Below are 20,161 nucleotides of genomic sequence, written 5' to 3'. Positions count from 1 at the left end.
TGGGCCGCAGCCGCACCGCACGGCTGCTTACATCTTATACGAAGCCTGCAGCGAGATCGTGCGCGGCGCCATCGGCAGGTCGTGCGGCAGGCTTAGCCCGGGTGCCGGGCTCGGCTCGCGCACGTCGGCGTTGAAGGCGTTGCGCAGCGCCAGCGCGAAGTTCCACTGGTTGCGGCCGTTGCGGGTCGCCAGCGTCAGGTCGACCGTGGTGTAGTCGGCGATGGCGGGACGGGCGTCGCCGAAGGCGCGTTCGCGGCCCGCCACCCAGTTCAGCTGCGCGCCGGCCTGGTAGCCGTTGGCGTAGGTCCAGTCGGCGCGGCCGTAGGCGTGCTGGCGCGGCGCGTAGCCGGCGTCGGTGTGGGTGGTCTGGTCGGTCGAGCGCTGCCACGCGTAGTTGCCCGACAGGTGCAGGTCGCGTGTCACGTTCCAGTTCGATTCCAGCTCGACGCCGTGGCCGCGCTGGTCGCCCGCGTTGGCGTAGGTGGCGCCCGTGCCCGGCACAGGATTGACCACGGTGCGGATGATGTTCTTCATATCGTAGCGATAGAAGGTCAGGTTGACCGTGGCGTCGGTGCGGGCCTGCCAGTTGAACGACATCTCGGTGGTGGCGTTGCGCTCGGGCTTGAGGTTCGGATTGCCGAGCGCGACCGGATTGCTGATGCCGTAGCTTTCCAGGAAGGCCGGCGCGCGGAAGGCGCGGCCGTACAGCAGCTTGGCCGTCAGGTCGAAGCTGGCGTCCCACACCAGCGCCAGGCGCGGATTGGTGGTGCCGCCGAAGTCCGAGTAGTGGTCGTGGCGGATGCCGGCGGTCAGGTTCCAGTCCGTGGCGAAGTTCCATTCATCCTGCAGGTACAGGTAGTCGACCTTGCGCCGCTGCGGCCGCATGAACGGCGTGGTGTTGGTGACATCGATCACGGCCGGCAAGGGAATGGGCGTGCCGTTCGGCGCGTAGTTGAAGTTGCGGAACTCCTGCGCGCGGTACAGTTCGAGGTCGTCATGGCCGGCGCCGATGCGCGCGTGGTGATCGCTGAAGCCGTTGTAGTCGGCGTAGCCGGCCAGGCGGTAGTTGCGCTCGTAGGTTTCCGGCGCGCCCAGCATGCCGTTCGGGAAGGTGCCAGTCGGGAAGGTCAGGCCGGGCGGCAGCAGCTGGTAAATGGCGCTGACTTCCTGCGAGTATTGCTGGCTGCTGAGGCTTGCGCCTACGCCCCAGTCGCGCGTCAGCTGCGGCTGGGCCCAGGCCAGCGTGCCGGTGATGCGTTCGCTTTGCTGGCGGCCCATCGGATCGAGCGCCGAGGCGATGCCGGCGCCGGTGCCCATGTCGTAGCGCTTCTTGTAGCCGAAGCGGGCGCGCCATTGGCCGTAGATCAGGTCCAGGTTGCCGTCGATAGCCTTGTACTGGTTGTTGAGCCGGCCCGGCGCGAGGCTGGCATGGGTCTTGAACAGCGTGTCGTTGCGGCTTTGCGCGTCGGCCTCGACGATGCGGTCGTTGCCGTCGGACTGGCCCACGCGCAGGTAGGCCGCGACCTCGACCGGGCCGAGCTTGCCGCCGTGCTGCACCCAGCCGTCGTAGCTGTGGAAGGTGCCGGCGCGGGCGCCCACTTCCGTGCCCGGCACTTCGCCCGGCCCCTTGGTGATGATGTTGATGACGCCGGAGTAGGCGTCCGAGCCGTACAGTGCCGAACCCGGGCCGCGGATGATTTCGATGCGGGCGATGTGCTCGACCGGATAGCCGCCCCAGATATTGCCCTTGTTGCCGACGTAGGAGGTGGTGATGGGCACGCCGTTTTGCAGCATCAGGATCTGCGGCGTGTAGGCGCTGACGATGCCGCGCACCACGTACAGCGGCGAATTGCTGTTGGGCGTGCGGTTGACGTGCACGCCGGGCACGCTTTCGAGCACCTGGTCGAGATCGGTGGCGCCCATGGCGGCGATGTCGGCCGCCGTGATGACGGTGGCCACGGCCGGCGCGCGGCGCAGGGTTTGCAGGTTGCCGGTGGCGATGCTGACGCTGTCGCTGGCGCCGTAGACCATCGCCAGTTCGTCCTCTTCGCTGACCGGGTCGGCGTGGGCCGTGCCGTGGTTCGCGAGCAGCGGCAGGGCGAGTGCCGCGGTCCAGTACAGCCGGTGGGCGCTCGACGCTTTCAACATGCTATCTCCTGTGTCGTTTTTTTGATTCTAGCCTGCCCGCTGTTGTCGATGTGTAAAAATTAGCAGATCTTCGCCGCGACTGTTGTAGCCGTGTCTACATGTCGTCGTACCAGTTCGGCGAACTGCTCCGCCGGCACCGCCGGGCTGAGGTAGAACCCTTGCATCAGGTCGCACTCGCGGCCCTGGAGGAACTGCAACTGCGCCGCCGTTTCCACGCCCTCGGCCACCACCTCCAGGCGCAGGCTGTGGGCCAGCGCGATGATGGCGCTGATGATGGCGGCGTCGTCGGCATCCTGCGGCACGTCGCGCACGAAGGAGCGGTCGATCTTGATGATGTCGACCGGGAAGCGCTTGAGGTAGGACAGCGACGAGTAGCCGGTGCCGAAGTCGTCGATCGACAGGCGCACGCCCAGCGAGTGCAGGCGGTGCAGCGCGGCCAGCGTGTCCTGGGCGTTCTCCATCAGCGTGCTCTCGGTGATCTCCAGCTCCAGCAGCTGCGGCGGCAGGCCGGTGTCGGCCAGCACGGCTTCGACCGAGGCGGCGAAATCCTTCTGCAGCAGCTGGCGCACCGACAGGTTGACCGCCACCCGCATCGGCGGCAGGCCGGCCGCCAGGAACTGTTGCAGCTGCGCGCAGGCGGTGCGCAGCACCCAGTCGCCCAGTGGGTTGATCAGGCCGGTCTCCTCGGCCAGCGGGATGAAGTCCACCGGCGGAATCATGCCGCGCGTCGGATGGCGCCAGCGCACCAGCGCCTCCATGCCGATGATCTTGCCGTTGCACAGGCTGGACTGCGGCTGGTAGTACACCTCCAGCTGGTGCTGCTGTTCCATGGCGCGGCGCAGGTCGCTCTCCAGCCGCACGTGCTCGGAGATCGAATGCTCCATCGACGCCTCGTAGAACTGGAAGCCGGTGTTGGTGCGCTTGGCGCGGTACATGGCGCTGTCGGCGTGCTTGACCAGGGTGGCGACGTCGCCGCCGTCGTGCGGGTACATGGCGATGCCGACGCTGGCGGTGACGAAGATGTCGTGGCCGTCGATCGGGAACGGCGCCGACAGCACGCGCACGATGTTGTGGGCTGCGGTGGCGGCCGCGGCCGGGCTGTCGAGCTCGTTGAGGACGACGGTGAATTCGTCGCCGCCCAGGCGGGCCACGGCGTCGTCGGCGCGCACGGTGTGGCGCACGCGCTGGGCCACGGCCTGCAGCAGGCGGTCGCCGACGTCATGGCCGAGGTTGTCGTTGACGTACTTGAAGCGGTCCAGGTCCATGAACAGCACGGCCACCTGGCGGCCGTCGGTGGCCACGCGGGCCTGGTCGATGCTCGACGCCAGCAGCTCGAAGAACAGGGTGCGGTTGGGCAGGTTGGTCAGCACGTCGTTGTAGGCCAGGTGGCGGATGCGCTTCTCGGCGCGGTTGGCCTCGATGATGCGGCGCACCCGCTGCGACAGCACGGCGTAGTGGATGGGTTTGGGGATGTAGTCGCTGGCGCCGGCCGCGAACGCGCGCTCGACCGACGAGTTGTCCTGCAGCGCGGTGATCATCAGCACCGGCACCGCGCCGGCGTTGGGCAGTTCCTGCATGCGGGCGCAGGCGGTGAAGCCGTCCATCACCGGCATCATCGCGTCCATCAGGATCACGTCGGGCTGGAAGCGCGCCAGCATCGCCAGCGCGGCGGCGCCGTCGGCCGCCTCCTCGACGTGGAAGCCGTCGCGCTGCAAAGTGTGGCGCAGCGTGCTGCGGGTGCTGCGGTCGTCGTCGACCACCAGTACTTGCGGACGGTCGTCGGCCGCCTGCGTCTGCTGCGGCGCGGCGTCGCTGATCTCGGCGTGCAGGAAGGCGGCCAGCGCCTCGTAGTGCGCTCGCAGCGGCGCCAGCAGCGGTTCGATCTGCTCAGGCTGCTGCTCGGCCGCGAAGTGTTCGGCCTGCTGCGCCAGTTGCGCCAGCGTCTCGGCGCCGAAGTTGCCGGACGAGCCCTTGAGCGCGTGCGCACGGGCGCGCGCGGTGGCCATGTCGCCGGCCTGCACGGCCTGTTCAAGTTCCTCCAGGCAGGCCGGCGTGTCTTCGAGATACGGCGTGACCGCGTGCGGCAGCGTGTCGCCCAGCACTTCGCGCAGCTTGTCGAACACTGCCGGGTCGACCGGGCACGGGCCGCCGTAGCCGCGCGCGGTGGCGCTGGCCGGGGCGTGGTTGGCGTGCTGCACCGGCGTGGCCAGCGGGCCGCCGTGCGGCAGCCATTTCTCCAGCTTGTGGCGCAGCTCGACCAGCGTGATCGGCTTGGCCAGGTAGTCGTCCATGCCGGCGGCCAGGCATTTCTCGGCGTCGCCGGCCTGGGTGTTGGCGGTCATCGCCACCAGCGGCGTGCGCCGGCCCATCGCCAGCTCGGCCAGGCGGATGTGGGCGGTGGCTTCGTAGCCGTCCATCTCCGGCATGCTGCAATCCATCAGGATCAGGTCGAAGCGCTCGCGCTGGGCGGCGCGCACGGCCTCGACGCCGTCGGCCGCGAATTCGCAGACGCAGCCGTTCATCGCCAGCATGCCGGCCGCCACCATCTGGTTGGTGCGGTTGTCCTCGGCCACCAGCACGCGGAACTGGCGCTCAGGCATCGGGGCCGGGCTCAGCGTCGGCGACGGCAGCGCCACGGCGGGCGCGCCGACCGGCGGGCGCATCGGCAGCGGCGGCGCCGCCACCTGCTGTTGCGCGGCGCGGCAGGCGATGGTGAAGCGGAAGGTGGTGCCGGCGCCGGTCACGCTGTCGACTTCGATCTGGCCGCCCAGCAGCTCGACCAGCTGCTTGCAGATGGCCAGGCCGAGGCCGGTGCCGCCGTAGCGGCGCGTGGTGCTGGGGTCGGGCTGGACGTAGGCTTCGAACAGGTGGCGCCGCACGTCCTCGCTCATGCCGATGCCGGTGTCGCGCACCTCGAAGCGCAGGCCGAACGCGTCGCCGGGCGCCAGCGCGACATCGACCGCCACTTCGCCGTGGTCGGTGAACTTGACGGCGTTGCCGACCAGGTTGATGAGGATCTGGCGCAGCCGCAGCGAATCGCCGGCGATGCGGGCCGGCACGTCGGGCGCGACGGTCCAGTTCAGGGACACGCCTTTCTGCTGCGCGGGACGGGCCACCAGTTCCAGCACCTCGGACAGCAGGGTGCCGAGGCAGAACTCGGTCTCCTCCAGCTTGAGCTTGCCCGCTTCCATCTTGGAGAAGTCGAGGATGTTGTTGATCAGCGCGATCAGCGTGCGCGACGAGTTCCATGCCACGTCGACGAACTCCTGCTGGCGCGGCGTCAGCCGGGTTTCCTTGAGCATGTCGAGCATGCCGACCACGCCGTTGAGCGGCGTGCGCACCTCGTGGCTGACGGTGGCGGCGAACTGCGCCTTCATCTGCGCCATGTTGACGGCGGCGTCGCGCGAGTCCTTCAGTTCGGCCTCGCGCTGCTCCAGCACGTTCATCATCTGGTTGAAGGCGTGCGCCATCTCGATCAGGTCGCGCGGGCCGGCCGGCGCGGCGCGCATGCCCGACTCGCCGGCCTCCGCGCGGCGCATCAGCGTCGACAGCGCGTTGAGCGGATTGATCATGTGGCGCGTCAGCAGGCGGCCCAGCACCAGCAGCACCACGGCGAACGACAGGGTCAGCGCCAGGTTGCCCAGCAGGAGCGACCAGGTCAGCCGCTTGAGCGTGCTCTTGGCGATCTGCACATGGACGTAGCCCAGCAACTGCTGCTGGTGTTCCTGCAGCTCGAACGGCGAGGCCTCGCTCTGGCCGCCATACACGGGCGCGGTGAACAGCCAGCCGTCGGACGTCTCGCCGACCAGGCCGGCGTGCGCGGACGCCGGCTGGTTCAGGTTGGCCACGTCCAGGGTGGCGCCCGCCACCACGCGCGACAGCAGCACCTTGCCCTTGGCGTCCATGATCTGCAGCGCCGCCACATCCGGGAAGGACAGCGTGGAGTTGACCACCTCGCGGGCGTTCTCGGCCGAGTGGAACAGCAGCGCCAGCGTGCTCTGGCGCGCCAGGTTGTCGGCGATGCGCTGGCCCTGGCCGATGAAGTAGTCGCGCATGCGGGCGTTGGCTTCCCACGAGTTCATCAGCGCCGAGAACACGGCCAGGCCGAGGATGGCGCCGGAGACGATGACGGTCAACTGTCGTTGGAAACCGGTATTGCGTAAGAAATTACGGACTATGGAGATCATCAGGGCTGAGGATAGACAAAGTCAAAACTGCGCTGTTGCGAGGCGCCCAGGTGCAGGCCGATATGGCTGGCGGTACGGAGGTTGATGGCGGTCTGCAGCTCGCGCAGCGGCACCAGCGGACGGCGTCGCACGTCGCCGGCGATCACGCCCAGCGCCGAGGCGGCCAGTGTGCGGCCCAGCTCGACGTTGTCGGGCACCATGGCGAACAGCGCGCCTTTCTTCACGTGCAGCACGTTGCTGGAGAACAGCGGCACGCCGCTGTTCCACGATTCGCGCAGCACCAGCGGCAGGATGGTGCTTTCCTCGACGGTGGTGCTGTCGTGCGGCAGCCAGACGGCGTCGTGGCGGTTGTCGGCGGCGCCGATCAGCTGCGTGTACAGCTGGGCGGCGCGGGCCAGGTCGCCGGCCACGTGGGCCTGCAATTCGAGCCCCTGCGCCTTGGCCGCGTCGCGCGCCAGCTTGACCAGCCATTCGGACTTCTGCGGATTGTAGACCACGATCACGCGCTTGAGTTCCGGCAGCAGCGCGCGCAGGCGCGAGAACAGCATGGCCGGATCGGGCGTCATGCTGATGCCCATCACGTTCTCGGCGTCGGACAGCAGCAGCACGCCGCCGGCCAGCACGGCGATCTCGCGGTCCAGGCCGGCGGTGGCGTTCAGGCCCTGGCGCCCCAGCGCGATCACCACCTTGGTGCCGTTGCGCTTGAGGGTGGCGTTCAGTTCGGCCGTGTCGACCTTGGGATCGACCGGATAGCTGCGCACCTTGAGCTTGGTACGCTCCTCGATGCCCTGGATCATGGCGATGAAGGCCGAGCGGAACGGCTCCTCGACATTCGGATAGACGACCGCGATGCTGCCCTTGCCGATCGAGGCCTGCAATTCGGGACGGCGCAGCTGGTCTTCCAGCTGCGCCAGGGTGACGGGGCGCACGTCGTCGCGCAACGGGGCTTGCAATGGGGCTGGCAACGGCTGTACCACCGGATCCACCGGCGCCAGCAGCATGCCGCCGTGCGCGGCGCTGGAGCTGACCAGCGTTATGCTCGACGGCATCACGCCGCCGCCCGCCTGGGTCGCGCCGGTCACGCCGACCAGCAGCAGGGCGCCGGCGCGTCTCAGCCGCCGTAGTTTTAATAGTGTCTTTTTCATCATACTTTGCCGCATGGCTACCACGGCGCCAGGACGGGCCCGCTTAAGATGCTTTCATAGTATAAGCCGAGACTTTGCAATCTGGAAATTAAATTGCCGCGAGCGACCGGGGCGCTAGGGCTCGGGAAAGACCGCGTCGAAGGTCCGTTGTTGGCTGGAGACAAGATTCAAGCCGATGTGGCTGGCGGTGCGGGAATTGAGCGCGCTGCGCACCGCGCGCAACGGCATCACGCCGCGTTTCGGCGTTTCGCCGTTTTGCAGGGACAGGGCCAGCGTGGCCAGGTCCCGGCCCAGTTGCACATTGTTCGGATACAGGCCAAACAACACACCTTTCTTGACGTGCAGCACGCTGCTGGAAAACACCGGCAGGTTGCGGCTCCACGACTCCTTCAGCACCAGCGGCAGGATGGTGGTCTCCTCGACGGTGGTGGCGTCCTGCGGCAGCCACAGCGCGTCGCGGCGGCCATCGGCGGCGGCGAACTGGGCCTCGTACGCGCGCGCGGCGCCGGCCAGGTCGTGGGCTTCCAGCGCGACCAGCTCCAGCCCCAGGTTGCGGGCCGCCTCGCGGGCCAGCCGGATCTGCCCTTCGTTGGCGGCCGGGTTGTACACCACCAGCACCCGGCGCATGCCCGGCAGCAGGCTTTTGAGCATGGCGAACAGCAGGGCGGGATCGGGCGTGAGGCTGATGCCGCTCAGGCGGTCGGCGTCCGGCACCGTGCCGACGCCGCCGATCACCACCGCCTGCGCCGGATCGAGCATGGAGGCGGCCTTCAATCCTTGGCGGCCGAGGGCGATCACCACCTTGCCGCTCTTGAGGGCGTTGCGCAGTTCCGCCGGGTCGGTGCCGGCCGACAGCGCGATCATGCGCGGCCTGGCCCGGGCTTGCTCCTCGATGCCCTGCAGGATTTCCATGAACACAGTGCGGTAGGGTTCGCCGATGTCGGGATACAACACCGTCAACGCCTGGGCGTTGGCCCACCCGCCTAGCAGGCCCAGCAGCAAGGCGCACAAACGGACGACGGTGGAGGGAGTAAATCGCACTATGATAGTTGTGTCTGGTTGATTCAGCGAAAGTGTATCCTTTGCTAACGATTCTACAGCCATAGATTGTTTCAATGGTTGCACTGACAGCGCTTCCAGTTGATATAAACTAAGACTTGTTAGCAACATTCACCTTCCGGAACCACATGCCCGCCGCCAAAACCCCGATCCGCACCCCGCCCATGTTCAACCTGGCCTGGCCGCTGCTGGTCGAGTTGGGGTTGGCGATCGCCTCCAGCGTCATCGGCACCGCGCTGGCGTCGCGCATCTCGGACGAGGCGGGCGGGGCCTTCGCCATCGCCAGCCAAGTCTCGGCCACCCTGTTCATCCTGTTCCGCATCATCGGCGCCGGCGTCAGCGTGGTGGTCACGCAAAACCTGGGCGGCGGCCAGCGCGAGGCCGCCAACCGCGTGGCCTGCGCGGTGGTCGGCGCCAGCACCTGGCTGGGCGCGGTCACCGGCCTGATGGCGCTGCTGGGCGCGAACGGCCTGCTGCGCCTGCTCAACGCGCCGGCCGAGGTGCTGCCGCTGGCCGCGCCGTTCCTGCAGGCGCTGGCGCCGGCCATGCTGCTCGACGCCTGGAACGCCTCGATGGCCAGCGTGATGCGGGCCCACCTGCGCACGCGCGACACGCTGGCGGTGCTGGTGATCATGCACGTCAGCCACCTGGCGCTGGCGATTCCGATGATGCATGGCTGGGGGCCGCTGCCGGCCATGGGCCTGCCGGGCTACGCGGTGGCGCTGGCGGTCAGCCGCGCCATCGGCCTGGCGCTGCACCTGCTGATGTGGCGCGTGCACCTGCACATCCACGTGGCGCGCGACGACTGGTGGCGCCTGCCGCGCCGTGAACTGGCGGCGGTGCTGCACATCGGCCTGCCCGGCGCGGCCGAGAACATCGCCTGGCGGCTGGCCTTCATGGTCAGCGTGGCCACGGCGGCGGAGCTGGGGGCCAAATCGCTGGCCACGCAGGCCTATGTGCTGCAGCTGATGGGCGGGGTGATGATGTTCAGCATCGCCACCGGGCTGGCGGTGGAGATCGTGGTGGGCTACCTGATCGGCGCCGGGCGGCTGCGCGAGGCGCACGGCGTGGTGCGGCGGGCGCTGGCGCGCGGGCTGGTGGTGTGCGTGCTGATCGCGGCCTGCGCGGCGCTGCTGGGCCGCTGGCTGCTGGGCTGGTTCACGCAGGACCAGGAGATCATCGCGGCCGGCGCCACGCTGCTGTGGCTGACCGTGGCGCTGGAACCGGGCCGCACCTTCAACCTGGTGGTGATCAACGCGCTGCGCGCCGCCGGCGACGCGCGCTTTCCCGTGATGGCGGGCGCCTTGTCGATGCTGCTGGTGCTGGCCGGCGGCAGCTGGCTGCTGGGCGTGGTGCTGGGCTGGGGCTTGCCGGGCGTGTGGATCGCCTACGCGGCCGATGAATGGATACGCGGCCTGATCATGTGGCGCCGCTGGCAGACGCACGCCTGGGTGCCGCACGCGAAGGCGTCGCGCAAGCGGCTGCGGCCGGCCATTGTGGTCGAAGGCTGATAAAAAAAAGGCGCCTCGCGGCGCCTGGTGCTGTGATGCGCGGGCTTACTGCACCGTGAGGATGACCTTGACGGTGTCGTCGACCTGCGACTTCTCGATGTAGCCGATGGCCTGCGGATCTGCCGCCACGGCCTTCTTCACCTCGGCGCTGGAGCCGAACTCCTTCGGCGCGCTGGCTTTACCGGTGAACACCAGCTTGGACCAGATGGCCTTGACCTGGGTCGAGTCCTTGTCCAGCACTTTTTTATAGAACTCGTTGCGCAGCGGGCCGTCGGTGTGCTCGATCGGCGTGAACAGCGTCGATTTCCCGAGGAAGAACTGGGCCGCCTGTTCGCTGAACATGCGGGTGGCCGGATTCTTCGGGCTGACGATGACCACGATCTCGGTCGCGAACACGGGCGCCACGGCCAGCCATGCGCCGGCCGCCAGCAATACTTTTGCGATTGTCGTTTTCATGTGGATTCTCCTCAGAAGACGAAATCGATGGCGGCGGCGTACACGTTGACGGTGCTGCCCGCAAAGCCCGGCTTGGGGTTGAGGAAGTAGCCGGCGCCGTCACGCGTCTTGATGCGGTCCATCTGCACCTTGAACGCGGCCGATTTGTAGAAGTCCCAGCGCAGGCCGATGCCGGTGGTCGATTGCAGGCCCGACTTGATGGCCGCGTTGGTGCCGGCGGTCAGCGCGGCCAGCGGGCCGGTGGTCGGCATCGAGGCGAAGTCGCGGATGCTGTCCTGCTTGACGTCGCCGTGCACGATGAACGGCACGAACTTGCCGTAGCGGTAGCCAGCCATGATGTACCAGGAGCTGGTGTCCGGCACCAGGCGCGATTCGGTCTTGCGCTTGGCGTATTCGGCCTGGCCGATGATGTTGTTGTAGTCCATCGCGATGCCGGCCGAGGTGAAGGTGCCCTTGATGTCGGTGAGCTTGACTTCATTCGCCACCGAGGTCAGGCCGACCTTGGTCAGCGTGGACACCAGCCCGGTCAGGCTGGCGTTGTCGTAGATGCCGAAGTTGGCTTGCGAGCGGCCCAGGCGATAGGTGAACGGGCCGTTCTCGACCACCAGCTGGGTCGAGATCACCGGCTTGAAGTCGACGTAATAATTGCCCGGCGCGCGCACCTTGGAGCGGCCGATCGCGGCCTGCGCGGTGACGGTGGTGTCGCCAAAGCTGTGCTGGTAGACCACGTCGCCGCCGTCGGCGTTGTCGACCGTGACCTGGCGGTACACCTCATTGGGCGGGCGCAGCATGGTGTTGGCGTAGCCGACGTTGCGTACGTCGGAGATCATGTAGACCGGCAGGCCGACGCGGCCGAGACGCAGCGAGAAGTCGTCGTTGAGCTTGATCTTGGCGAAGGCCCATGCCAGCTCGGCGCCGAACTGGTCGTTGTTGCCGGACTTGCGCACCAGGCCCTGCGCGGTGAAGGAGATGGTGTCGCTCCACTTGGCGGTGGCCTGGATGCCGAGATTGGAATCGACGCCGGGACGGGCGTCCTTGCCGACGCCGGAGGCCTGGTTGACGCGGTTGAATTCGGCCTGGTCGGAATTGGTCATGGTCAGGGCGCCGGTGCCGAAGCCGCTGACGGTGATGGGCATGCTGTCCTGCGCATGCGCGGACGCGGCCAGGGCACTGAGGACTGCTAAGGTGGTGATCGCAAGCTTGGGTTGTTTCATCGTGTACCCCTCCGTAGGTTAATGGCGACTTTATATGTGGTGTTGTGCGCTTTTTTTAGTGTGGCCCGGAGAGGCGGTGGCGTGGGTGTTTTTCTGGCAAATTGTCACATTCCCGTTGTTCATCGGCAACAAATTGCATGTTGGGAGCGTTATCACGTGATGCAAACGGCAAGCTTGCCTAAAGGCGGTCCTTGATATGGAAGGGTTTTCGGCGGCTTGCCGGCCTGGCTGAGCGTGGACGTTTACGACACAATTGGCGGCGGCATTTTGCGGAAGCCGACGGCCAGGCGGTTCCACCCGTTGATGGTATTGATCGCCAGCGTCAGGTCCACTTGTTCCTTGGGCGAGAAGTGCGCCTGCAGCAGTTCGTAGTCGGCGTCCGGCGCGTGGGTGGCGGCCAGCTGGGTCAGGGCCTCGGTCCAGGCCAGCGCGGCGCGTTCGCGCTCGGTGAAGAAGGGTGTCTCGCGCCAGACCGCCACGCCGTGCAGGCGCCGCTCGGTCTCGCCGGCCTTGCGGGCGTCGGTGGTGTGCATGTCGACGCAGTAGGCGCAGCCGTTGATCTGCGACGAGCGCAGCTTGACCAGTTCCAGCAGCGGCGCCTCCAGTCCCAGCTTGTTGACCGCGACTTCCAGCGCGATCATGGCCTTCATCGCGTCCGGCGAGGCGTTGTAGAAATCGATACGTGCGTTCATGGTGTGCTCCTTCGAAGTGGTTGATGCGTCCATTCTAGGAGACCAATCGCGGCCTGCGGGAGGCCAATCCGGCCGAAAAACGCTAGACCACGACGCGGGCCGATTCGATGGCGGGATAGAACTCGCGGTCTTCTCTTTTCATGCGTTCGTACAGCGTCCTGAGCACGCGGTTGGCCTCGTCGCGGAAGGTCTCGGGATGTTCGGCCAGCTGGCGCGGCGTGTTCCAGCGCCCGGCGAAGCCCAGGTAGTCGCCGGCGATGCCGTCCATCTCGCTGCGGTAGCGCTGGCTCATGCCGGCCAACATCGCGTTGCCGCTGGCCTCCAGCGCGGGGTAGAGCGCGCGGTCCTCGACCGCCAGGTGCAGCTTGATCACGCCGCTCATGGCGACGATGCGCTGCGAGATGTCGGCCGCGTGTTCGGCGATGCCGGTTTGTACCAGCCGCCGCAAGTCGGCGATGGCGCTCAGGATGTCGATGTGCTGGTGCTTGAATTTGTCGATGTTCATGGTGGTTCCGTGTTGGGTGGGTTAGCGGTGGAAGTCGACCTGGAAGCGCACCGGCCCGACCACCTGCACTTCGTGCTCGACGCGCGGTTCGACCACGCCGTGGCGCTCGGGCGTCAGCAGCACTTCCTCGGCCGGCTGCGAGGGATCGGTGATGCGGTACAGCAGGCTGCCTTCCAGCACGGTGATGCGGCCCCACACGTCGTCGGCGGTGGTGTGGGCGCGTTGCAGGGCGGCCGGCACGGTGTCCTGCGTGAAGACGGGGCTGCTGCGGTAGTGGACGACGTTGGCGGGGATGGTTTTCATGACGGCTCCTGGGGTGAGGCGACTTTCACTTCGCCGAAAAATCCGTATTGCAGGCTGGCGGCGATGCGGCGGGCGACGGTCTTGAATTCGGCCGCGTCGGCGGGGTTGAACAGGCGGGTGGCGGCCGCTTCGAACAGGGTCAGCCAGCGCAGGAAGTGCTCCGGCGTGACGCCGTTCAGCAGCATGTGCTTGCCGAAGACGTTGCCCTGGAAGTTGCGGCTGCCCAGCATGACGGTGCTCCAGAAGTCGACCATGCGAGCCAGGTGCGGCGTCCAGTTGTCGCCGATGGCGCCGTCGAACACCGGCTGCAGCACGGGGTCGGCACGCACCTCGTCGTAGAACTCGTGGACCAGCGTGGCGATCGATTCGGGAGTCAGGGGCAGTGGGTTCATGATGGACTGGATGGCGCTTGAAATTAAACTGGCATTTAGAATACTACATTAATTTTTTCAGGAACACAACCGGGGTGGGGTCGGCGCCTCAGCGGCACTTCAGCGGCCGGCGGCGGCGCGCTGGGCGGCGGGCAGGTTGCGGGTGATCGCGCGCAGCATCTGCTCGACGTCGATCGGCTTGGCGATGAAGTCATTCATGCCCGAGGCGATGCATTGCTCGCGTTCGGACAGCATCACGCCGGCCGTCATGGCCAGCACCGGCAGTTCCAGTTTGAGCTCGTTGCGGATGCGGGTGGTGGCCTCGAAGCCGTCCATCTCCGGCATCTGCACGTCCATCAGCACCAGGTCGTAGCGGTGGGCCTCGGTGCGCAGCAGGTCGAGCGCGGCGCGGCCGTTGTCCACCGCCTCGATGTGGGCGCCGGCGTAGGACAGCATGCTCTTGGCCACCAGCTGGTTGATCGGATTGTCCTCCACCAGCAGGATGCGCACGCCGTCGATGCGCTGGCCGGCCGGCGTGCCGGCGTCGGCGCTGGCCGCCACCGGCGTGCCCGCCAGCGCCTGCTGCAAGGTCTCGTTCAGGCGCGCCATCGTGACGGGTTTGAGCAGCACCGCGTTGGCCGCGTCGGCGCCGTCGGTGTGCAGCAGCTTGCCCTGGCCGAAGGCGCTCACCATCAGGATGATGGCGGGGCAGTCCTGCGGCATGGCGGCGCGGATGGCCTGCATGGTCTCCAGGCCGTTCATGCCGCGCATGTCCCAGTCGACCAGGATGGCGTCGTAGCGCGTGGCGGCGGCGCGCAGCAGGGCCAGCGCCTGTTCGCCCGAACCTGCGCGCTCGCAGCTCCAGCCGCGCGCGCCGATGGTGCGGCACAGGTAGTCGGCGCTGACCGCGTCGTCGTCCACCACCAGCAGGTGCTGGGCCGGCAGCGGCGTGCCGGCCTGCGGCAGGTCGGCGCCGCGCTGCAGCGGCACGGTCAGCATGAAGGCGCTGCCGACGCCGGCGTCGCTTTGCACGGCGATCTCGCCACCCATCAGCGCGGCGATGCGGCGCGAGATGGCCAGTCCCAGGCCGGTGCCGCCGAAGCGGCGCGTCATCGAGGCGTCGGCCTGCGAGAACGGCGCGAACAACTGCGCCAGCTGGTCGGGCGGGATGCCGATGCCGCTGTCGCGCACCGTGAAGCACAGCGTGACCGCGCCAGTCTCGCCGCCGCCAACGCGCTCCACCAGCACCGTCACCGAGCCCTTTTCGGTGAACTTGATGGCGTTGCCGACCAGGTTGATCAGGATCTGCTGCAGGCGATGGCCATCGCCCACCAGCGACTGCGGCACGTCGGCCTCGACGCCGATCGCCAGCTCCAGGTCCTTCTCGCCGGAGTTGACCGTCATGATGGTGGCGATGGCCTCCAGCACGGCGCTCAGCTGGAAAGGCGCCGGCGCCAGCTCCATGCGTCCGGCCTCGATCTTGGAGAAGTCCAGCACGTCGTTCAGGATGCTGAGCAGCGAATTGCCGGACGACCGTATCATCTCCAGGTATTTCTGCTGGTCGGGCGAGAGCACGGTGTTGTTGAGCAGGTGGGTCATGCCCAGCACCGCGTTGAGCGGCGTGCGGATCTCGTGACTCATGTTGGCGACGAACTCGGACTTGGCGCGGCTGGCCGCCTCCGCCAGGTCACGCGCCGCGATCAGCGAGCTTTCCGATTCGCGCAGCGCCGCGGTCTTTTCCTCGGCCAGCGCGGCGGCGTAGGCCTGGCGCGCGGTCAGCGCCCGCACCACGCCGAAGAACAACAGGCTGATGATGGCGCCGGCCAGCAGCACGATGTGGGACTTCTGGCGGTCGATGGAGTTCTCGAACGCCGGGAGAGAGGTGAAGCGCAGCGTCCAGCGGTGGTGCAGCAGCACCAGCGGCGCGGTGCGCAGGTAGGGGTTCGGATACTGCAGCTTGTCGCTGTCGCTGCGGTCGCCGCTGGCGTACAGGCGGCCGGCGGGCGCGGTGTCCGGGCCGTCGAAGATCTCCAGCAGCACCACCTGGCCGGATGGGCCGAGCAGGCCGGCCATCATGTCGTCGGCGCGGATCGGGCTGGTGGTGTAGCCCTGCAGCGTCTCGATGCGCGGCGCCGGCCCATCCTGCTTGCGATGGATCGGGAAGTACATCAGGAAGCCCGGGCGGCCCTCGCCGGTATCGTTCTGCACCAGCGTCACCTTGGCCGACAGCACCGGCTCGCCGGTGCGCGCCGCCTCCAGCAGCGCCGCGCGGCGGATCGGTTCGGACATCATGTCGTAGCCGAAGGCGCGCAGGTTCTGGCCCTGGAACGGCTCCAGGTACAGCACCGGGACGGACGCCGCGCCCAGGCCGGCGCCCGGCCGGGTCCAGATGCGGAAGTCCGGGTGGCCCTGCGCGCGCACCTGGCGCTCCAGCGCGTCGCGCTGCTCCGCCTGCACCAGTGGGCTGTAGCCCAGTCCCATCACGCCGGGGAAGCTGTGCTGCAGGTTGAGCGCCTCGACATAGTCGCGCCATTGCGCGCGGCTGGGTTCCGGCTCCGCGTTGAACAGCGCACGGGCGCCGCGCAGGCCCGATTCGTACAGGGCCATGCGGGCGCTGATGCGTTCCGTGATGTCGCCGCATTCGGTGTCGAACTGCTGGCGCGCGCGGCGCTCGGTGTTGAGCGCCACCAGATGCCAGACCACCACCGTCAGGCCCAGGCCGACCAGCAGCGTGGCCCACTGCGCGGCGCTGCGGCCGCGCACCGAGCCGCTCATGCGCCGCCGTTCGCTGGCGTCGGCGCACAGCACCATGCCGATCACGCTGCACAGCACGACGAAGCTGTCGAGAGCGATCAGCGCGTCGTTCAGCGTGCCGACCGCGAACGGCCCCAGTCCGCGCACGGTGCACAACACGGCGCCGCCGGCGGTCATGATGCACGACAGGGTGGCGCCGCGCAGGCCGTAGCGGTAGGAGGCCCATGCCACGCACACCATGAACAGGTAGGGCAGCCAGCCGGGATCGTCGTCCGAGGTGTAGCGGCGGCCGAAGATCCAGGCGATCAGCGCCGCCAGCAGCAGCAGCGACAGCGCCGCCTCCAGCGCGGCCGGCCAACGCCAGCGCCGCCGGCGCCAGGCCAGGATGGCCGGCGCCACCAGCAGGATGCCGGCGACGTCGCCCACCCACCAGGTCAGCGCCACGGTGTTGAAGGCGCCGGCCGCCACCAGGCCGCCCAGCACCAGTGTGGTGCTGCCGATGCCGGCGCTGATCAGGCACACCAGCAGCGCGACAATCGCGAACTTGTAGACGTCCTGCAGTTGGCGCAGGGGGCGCGAGGTATCGGTGTAGCGGCGCATCAGCCAGGCGCCGGCCAGCGCCTCGAGCGTATTGCCGACGGCGATCAGCAGCGAGGCCGTCACCAGCCCGGTGGTGAACGGCAGGCCGTTGGTGGTGAAGGTGGACAGGTTGGCGGCCAGCGCGCCCAGCAGGATGGCCGGCCAGGCCCCGTGGCCCATCAGCAGGACGGCGGCGAAGGCGATCCCGGACGGCGGCCAGACCGGGGTGGCGTTGGTGTGGGCGAAGGCCAGCATCAGGCTGGCGTTGGCGATCAGGTAGTAGCAGGCGGTCAGCAGCACCAGCGCAAGCGGCGTGGGGCTGGACGGGGCGGTGGACGGCGTGGCCGGAGCGGAGCCTGCTCGCATGGCGATCGATTGGATTGTCTCGGTGGCAATCACTATACCCCGAAACCGGGCGGCGCTGGGTGTCGCGGCGGCCGACATCCGCGCAAATTTGTTGGGTTTATGCAGTACAGCCATAGCCAAACGGGGGGCAGCATGTAATACTTTGATATCATCTTTCTAGTGAGTGAGCCCGGCTCATGGCGTTGAAACAGTATCTGCCGTCCACCCTCAGGTCGCGCCTCAGCGGCCTGGTCATGCTGCTGGTGCTGGGCGCCACCGTCATCGTGACGGTGGTGGCGCTGATGCTGGCCGAGCGCGACATGAAGGAAGTGATCGGCAGCCAGCAGTATGCCTTGCTGTCCAGCGCCGCCGCCCACATCGACGAGCACCTGGCGGGCAAGAAGGCGATGCTGGCGGCGCTGGCCGAATCGCTGCCGGCGTCCACGCTGCACGACCCCGAGGCGCTGCGCGCCTACCTGAAGGCCCGGCCCACCGCGCGCGGCCAGTTCTCGTTCCTGGAAATCTACGACGCCGACGGCGTGCTGACCGGCGCGCTGGAGGAAGCCATGCCGCCGCAGCGGTACGACGCTTCCGGCCAGGAGTGGTTCGACCTGACGCTGGAGCGCAAGCGCGGCGTGGTGTCGGCGCCGTTCGCCAGCAAGCTGGCCGGCGCGCCGACGGTGCTGATCACCGCGCCCGTGCTCGACAGCGAAGGCCGCGTGGCGCTGGTGCTGGCCGGCGGCATCAACCTGCTGCACTACGCGCCGTTCGAGTCGCTCAGCGCGCTCAAGCCGGGCAGCACCGGCTTCACCTTCATCATGACGGCCGAAGGCATCCTGCTCAGCCATCCGAACAAGAAGCGGCTGCTGCACAGCATCAACGAGCGGCCCGGCACCAACCGCGCGACCGAAATGGCGCTCAGCGGCTTCCAGGGCTGGACCGAGGCGGAGAACAAGGACGGTGTAATGGGCATCTATTCCTACCGCCGCCTGCAGCACGCGCGCTGGATCGTGGCGGCGCGCTTCCCCAGCGACGAGGCGCTGGCGCCGTTGCGGGCCTTGCGCTACGAGGCGGCCGCCGCGGCGATGGCGTTCGCCGGCCTGGCGGGCCTGCTGTCGTGGCTGGGCATCGCGCGCCTGCTGCGGCCCTTGCAGCGCCTGCGGCGCAACGTCGTCGAGATCAAGAACAGCCGCGCCGGCATCCAGGTGCTGCAGCTGGACCGCAAGGATGAAATCGGCGAATTGAGCGGCGCCTTCTACCGCCTGATGGCCGAGCGCGAGGCGGCCCAACTGCGCACCTTCGAAAGCGAGAAGCGGGCGCGCATCCTGGCCGACAACCTGCCGCTGCTGATCGCCTACCTGGACCGCGACAAGCGCTACCTGTTCACCAACGAATACTATCGCGTGCAGTTCGGCATCGACCCGCACACGATGCTCGGCAAGACCGTGTCCGAAGTCTTCGGCGGCTCCGCCGACAACTGGCTGGGTGACCTGGACCAGGCCTTGCAGGGCGGCCGGCTGCATTACGAGCGCGCGTTCGAGCGGGGCGGCCAGCTGGTGCACTTCCTGGTCGACCTGGTGCCGGACATCGCCGCCGGCGGCGAGGTGGTGGGCACCTACCTGATGGCGATGGATATCACCGACCGCAAGAACGCGGAGCTGATGCAGGCCGCCGGCGAGCAGCGCGCCGCCGCCGCCAGCCGCGCCAAGAGCGAGTTCGTGGCCAACATGAGCCACGAGATCCGCACGCCGATGAACGCGGTGCTGGGCGTGGCGTATTTGCTGGGGAATACGGAGCTGAGCGCGCAGCAGGCCGAGTACGTGGACATGATACGTTCGTCCGGCAACGTCCTGCTGGGCATCCTGAACGATGTGCTGGACTTCTCCAAGATCGAGGCCGGGCGCATGGAGCTGGCGCCGTCCACCTTCCAGCTGGACGAGGTGCTGGAGGCGGTGAACACGGTGATGATGACCAATGTGGCGGCCAGCGGCCTGCAGCTGACCATCGCCACCGACGCCGCCGTGCCGCGCGCGCTGGTGGGCGACGCCATGCGGCTGCAGCAGATCCTGATCAATTTGGTCGGCAACGCCATCAAGTTCACCGAACGCGGGCAGGTGCTGCTGCGGGTCGAGCGTTCGGCCAACAGCATGGCCGGCCACGCCGGCGACGCGGTGGGCCTGCGCTTCGTGGTGCGCGACACCGGCATCGGCATGGACCTTGAGCAGCAGAGCCGTTTGTTCGAGGCCTTCAACCAGGCCGACGCCTCCACCACGCGCCGCTTCGGCGGCACCGGGCTGGGATTGGCGATCTGCCGCCGCCTGGCCGAGTTGATGGGCGGCGATATCGCCGTCACCAGCAAGCCGGGCGAGGGCAGCGAGTTTGTCGTCACGCTGCCGTTTCTGCTGCCGCAGGCCGAGGGCCCCGCCGTGGCTGCGGACGACGATGACGACCCGGCTTCCCACCGGCTCAAGGGCCTGCGCCTGCTGCTGGTGGAGGACCATCCGCTGAACCAGGTGGTGGCGCGCGGCATGCTGGAATACGCCGGCGCCAGCGTGGACGTGGCGGAGAACGGCCAGCTGGCGGTGGACTGCCTGCGCGAGCATCCCGACGACTACGACATCGTGCTGATGGACGTGCAGATGCCGGTGATGGACGGTTTCGCCGCGACCGGCGTGATACGGCGGGAGCTCAAGCTGGACCTGCCGATCCTGGCGATGACGGCGGGCGTGATGCAATCGGAGCAGGAGCGCTGCATCGCCGCAGGCATGAACGATTTCATCGCCAAGCCAATCGACGTCGAGCAAATGCTGGACATCATTGCGCGACATATCCCGGCCGGGCGCCAGCGCTGAGCATCCGCAATTGGCGACGTCCGGGTGCATTTCGCGCCGG

13 protein-coding genes are annotated in these 20,161 nt (G+C 68.0%); 2 read left to right on the top strand and 11 right to left on the bottom strand.

Features of this window, described 5'->3' with window-relative positions:
• Window positions 1-27: 27 nt before the first annotated feature.
• The 4 genes from ACUJB0_RS02305 to ACUJB0_RS02290 all read right to left on the bottom strand — a co-directional run bounded on the left by ACUJB0_RS02305 (window position 28) and on the right by ACUJB0_RS02290 (window position 8,521).
• Window positions 28-2,148 (bottom strand): TonB-dependent receptor plug domain-containing protein, encoded by a 2,121-nt coding sequence (locus ACUJB0_RS02305; protein WP_444843799.1) that lies wholly within the window; start codon window positions 2,146-2,148, stop codon window positions 28-30.
• Between the two features lie 59 nt (window positions 2,149-2,207).
• Window positions 2,208-6,284 carry an EAL domain-containing protein gene (locus tag ACUJB0_RS02300; RefSeq protein ID WP_444843798.1) on the bottom strand — a complete coding sequence of 1,359 codons (4,077 nt, stop codon included), beginning with the start codon at window positions 6,282-6,284 and terminating at the stop codon, window positions 2,208-2,210.
• A gap of 50 nt (window positions 6,285-6,334) precedes the next feature.
• Complete coding sequence (locus ACUJB0_RS02295) at window positions 6,335-7,480, bottom strand: ABC transporter substrate-binding protein (RefSeq protein ID WP_444843797.1); 1,146 nt, start codon at window positions 7,478-7,480, stop codon at window positions 6,335-6,337.
• A gap of 114 nt (window positions 7,481-7,594) precedes the next feature.
• Entirely contained in the window at window positions 7,595-8,521 is a 927-nt protein-coding gene (locus ACUJB0_RS02290) for an ABC transporter substrate-binding protein (protein ID WP_444843796.1), read from the bottom strand.
• A 146-nt stretch (window positions 8,522-8,667) separates the two neighbouring features.
• On the opposite strand from ACUJB0_RS02290, the gene ACUJB0_RS02285 reads away from it, so the two are divergent.
• The gene (locus ACUJB0_RS02285; RefSeq protein ID WP_444843795.1) at window positions 8,668-10,050 is read left to right on the top strand and encodes an MATE family efflux transporter; all 1,383 of its coding nucleotides are present in this window, start codon (window positions 8,668-8,670) and stop codon (window positions 10,048-10,050) included.
• Between the two features lie 45 nt (window positions 10,051-10,095).
• Here ACUJB0_RS02285 and ACUJB0_RS02280 read toward each other — a convergent pair whose 3' ends face one another.
• From ACUJB0_RS02280 to ACUJB0_RS02250, 7 genes are all read right to left on the bottom strand, one after another.
• On the bottom strand, window positions 10,096-10,506 hold the full coding sequence (locus tag ACUJB0_RS02280; protein ID WP_444843794.1) for a type 2 periplasmic-binding domain-containing protein: 411 nt from the start codon (window positions 10,504-10,506) through the stop codon (window positions 10,096-10,098).
• 11 nt (window positions 10,507-10,517) lie between these two features.
• Window positions 10,518-11,720, bottom strand: a complete 1,203-nt coding sequence (locus ACUJB0_RS02275; protein ID WP_444843793.1) for a hypothetical protein — start codon at window positions 11,718-11,720, stop codon at window positions 10,518-10,520.
• Window positions 11,721-11,962: 242 nt separating this feature from the next.
• Window positions 11,963-12,412, bottom strand: coding sequence for a carboxymuconolactone decarboxylase family protein (locus ACUJB0_RS02270; RefSeq protein ID WP_161090587.1), 450 nt, complete (start codon window positions 12,410-12,412; stop codon window positions 11,963-11,965).
• 82 nt (window positions 12,413-12,494) lie between these two features.
• Complete coding sequence (locus ACUJB0_RS02265; RefSeq protein WP_161083396.1) at window positions 12,495-12,917, bottom strand: hemerythrin domain-containing protein; 423 nt, start codon at window positions 12,915-12,917, stop codon at window positions 12,495-12,497.
• Between the two features lie 21 nt (window positions 12,918-12,938).
• On the bottom strand, window positions 12,939-13,220 hold the full coding sequence (locus ACUJB0_RS02260; RefSeq protein WP_444843792.1) for a TehB family protein: 282 nt from the start codon (window positions 13,218-13,220) through the stop codon (window positions 12,939-12,941).
• Complete coding sequence (locus ACUJB0_RS02255; RefSeq protein WP_444843791.1) at window positions 13,217-13,612, bottom strand: group III truncated hemoglobin; 396 nt, start codon at window positions 13,610-13,612, stop codon at window positions 13,217-13,219. Before ACUJB0_RS02255 ends, ACUJB0_RS02260 begins: the two co-directional genes overlap by 4 nt.
• 99 nt (window positions 13,613-13,711) lie before the next feature.
• Window positions 13,712-17,290: a CHASE domain-containing protein gene (locus ACUJB0_RS02250; protein WP_444843790.1), complete on the bottom strand. Its 3,579-nt coding sequence runs from the start codon at window positions 17,288-17,290 to the stop codon at window positions 13,712-13,714.
• 176 nt (window positions 17,291-17,466) lie between these two features.
• Between ACUJB0_RS02250 and ACUJB0_RS02245 the strand changes: the two genes are divergently transcribed.
• Window positions 17,467-20,121, top strand: coding sequence for a PAS domain-containing hybrid sensor histidine kinase/response regulator family protein (locus tag ACUJB0_RS02245; RefSeq protein ID WP_444843789.1), 2,655 nt, complete (start codon window positions 17,467-17,469; stop codon window positions 20,119-20,121).
• Window positions 20,122-20,161 lie beyond the last annotated feature (40 nt).

This window comes from Duganella caerulea (genome assembly GCF_040362985.1).
Lineage (GTDB): Bacteria > Pseudomonadota > Gammaproteobacteria > Burkholderiales > Burkholderiaceae_D > Rugamonas > Rugamonas vulcania.
This window is presented reverse-complemented; position numbering and strand designations above follow the sequence as displayed.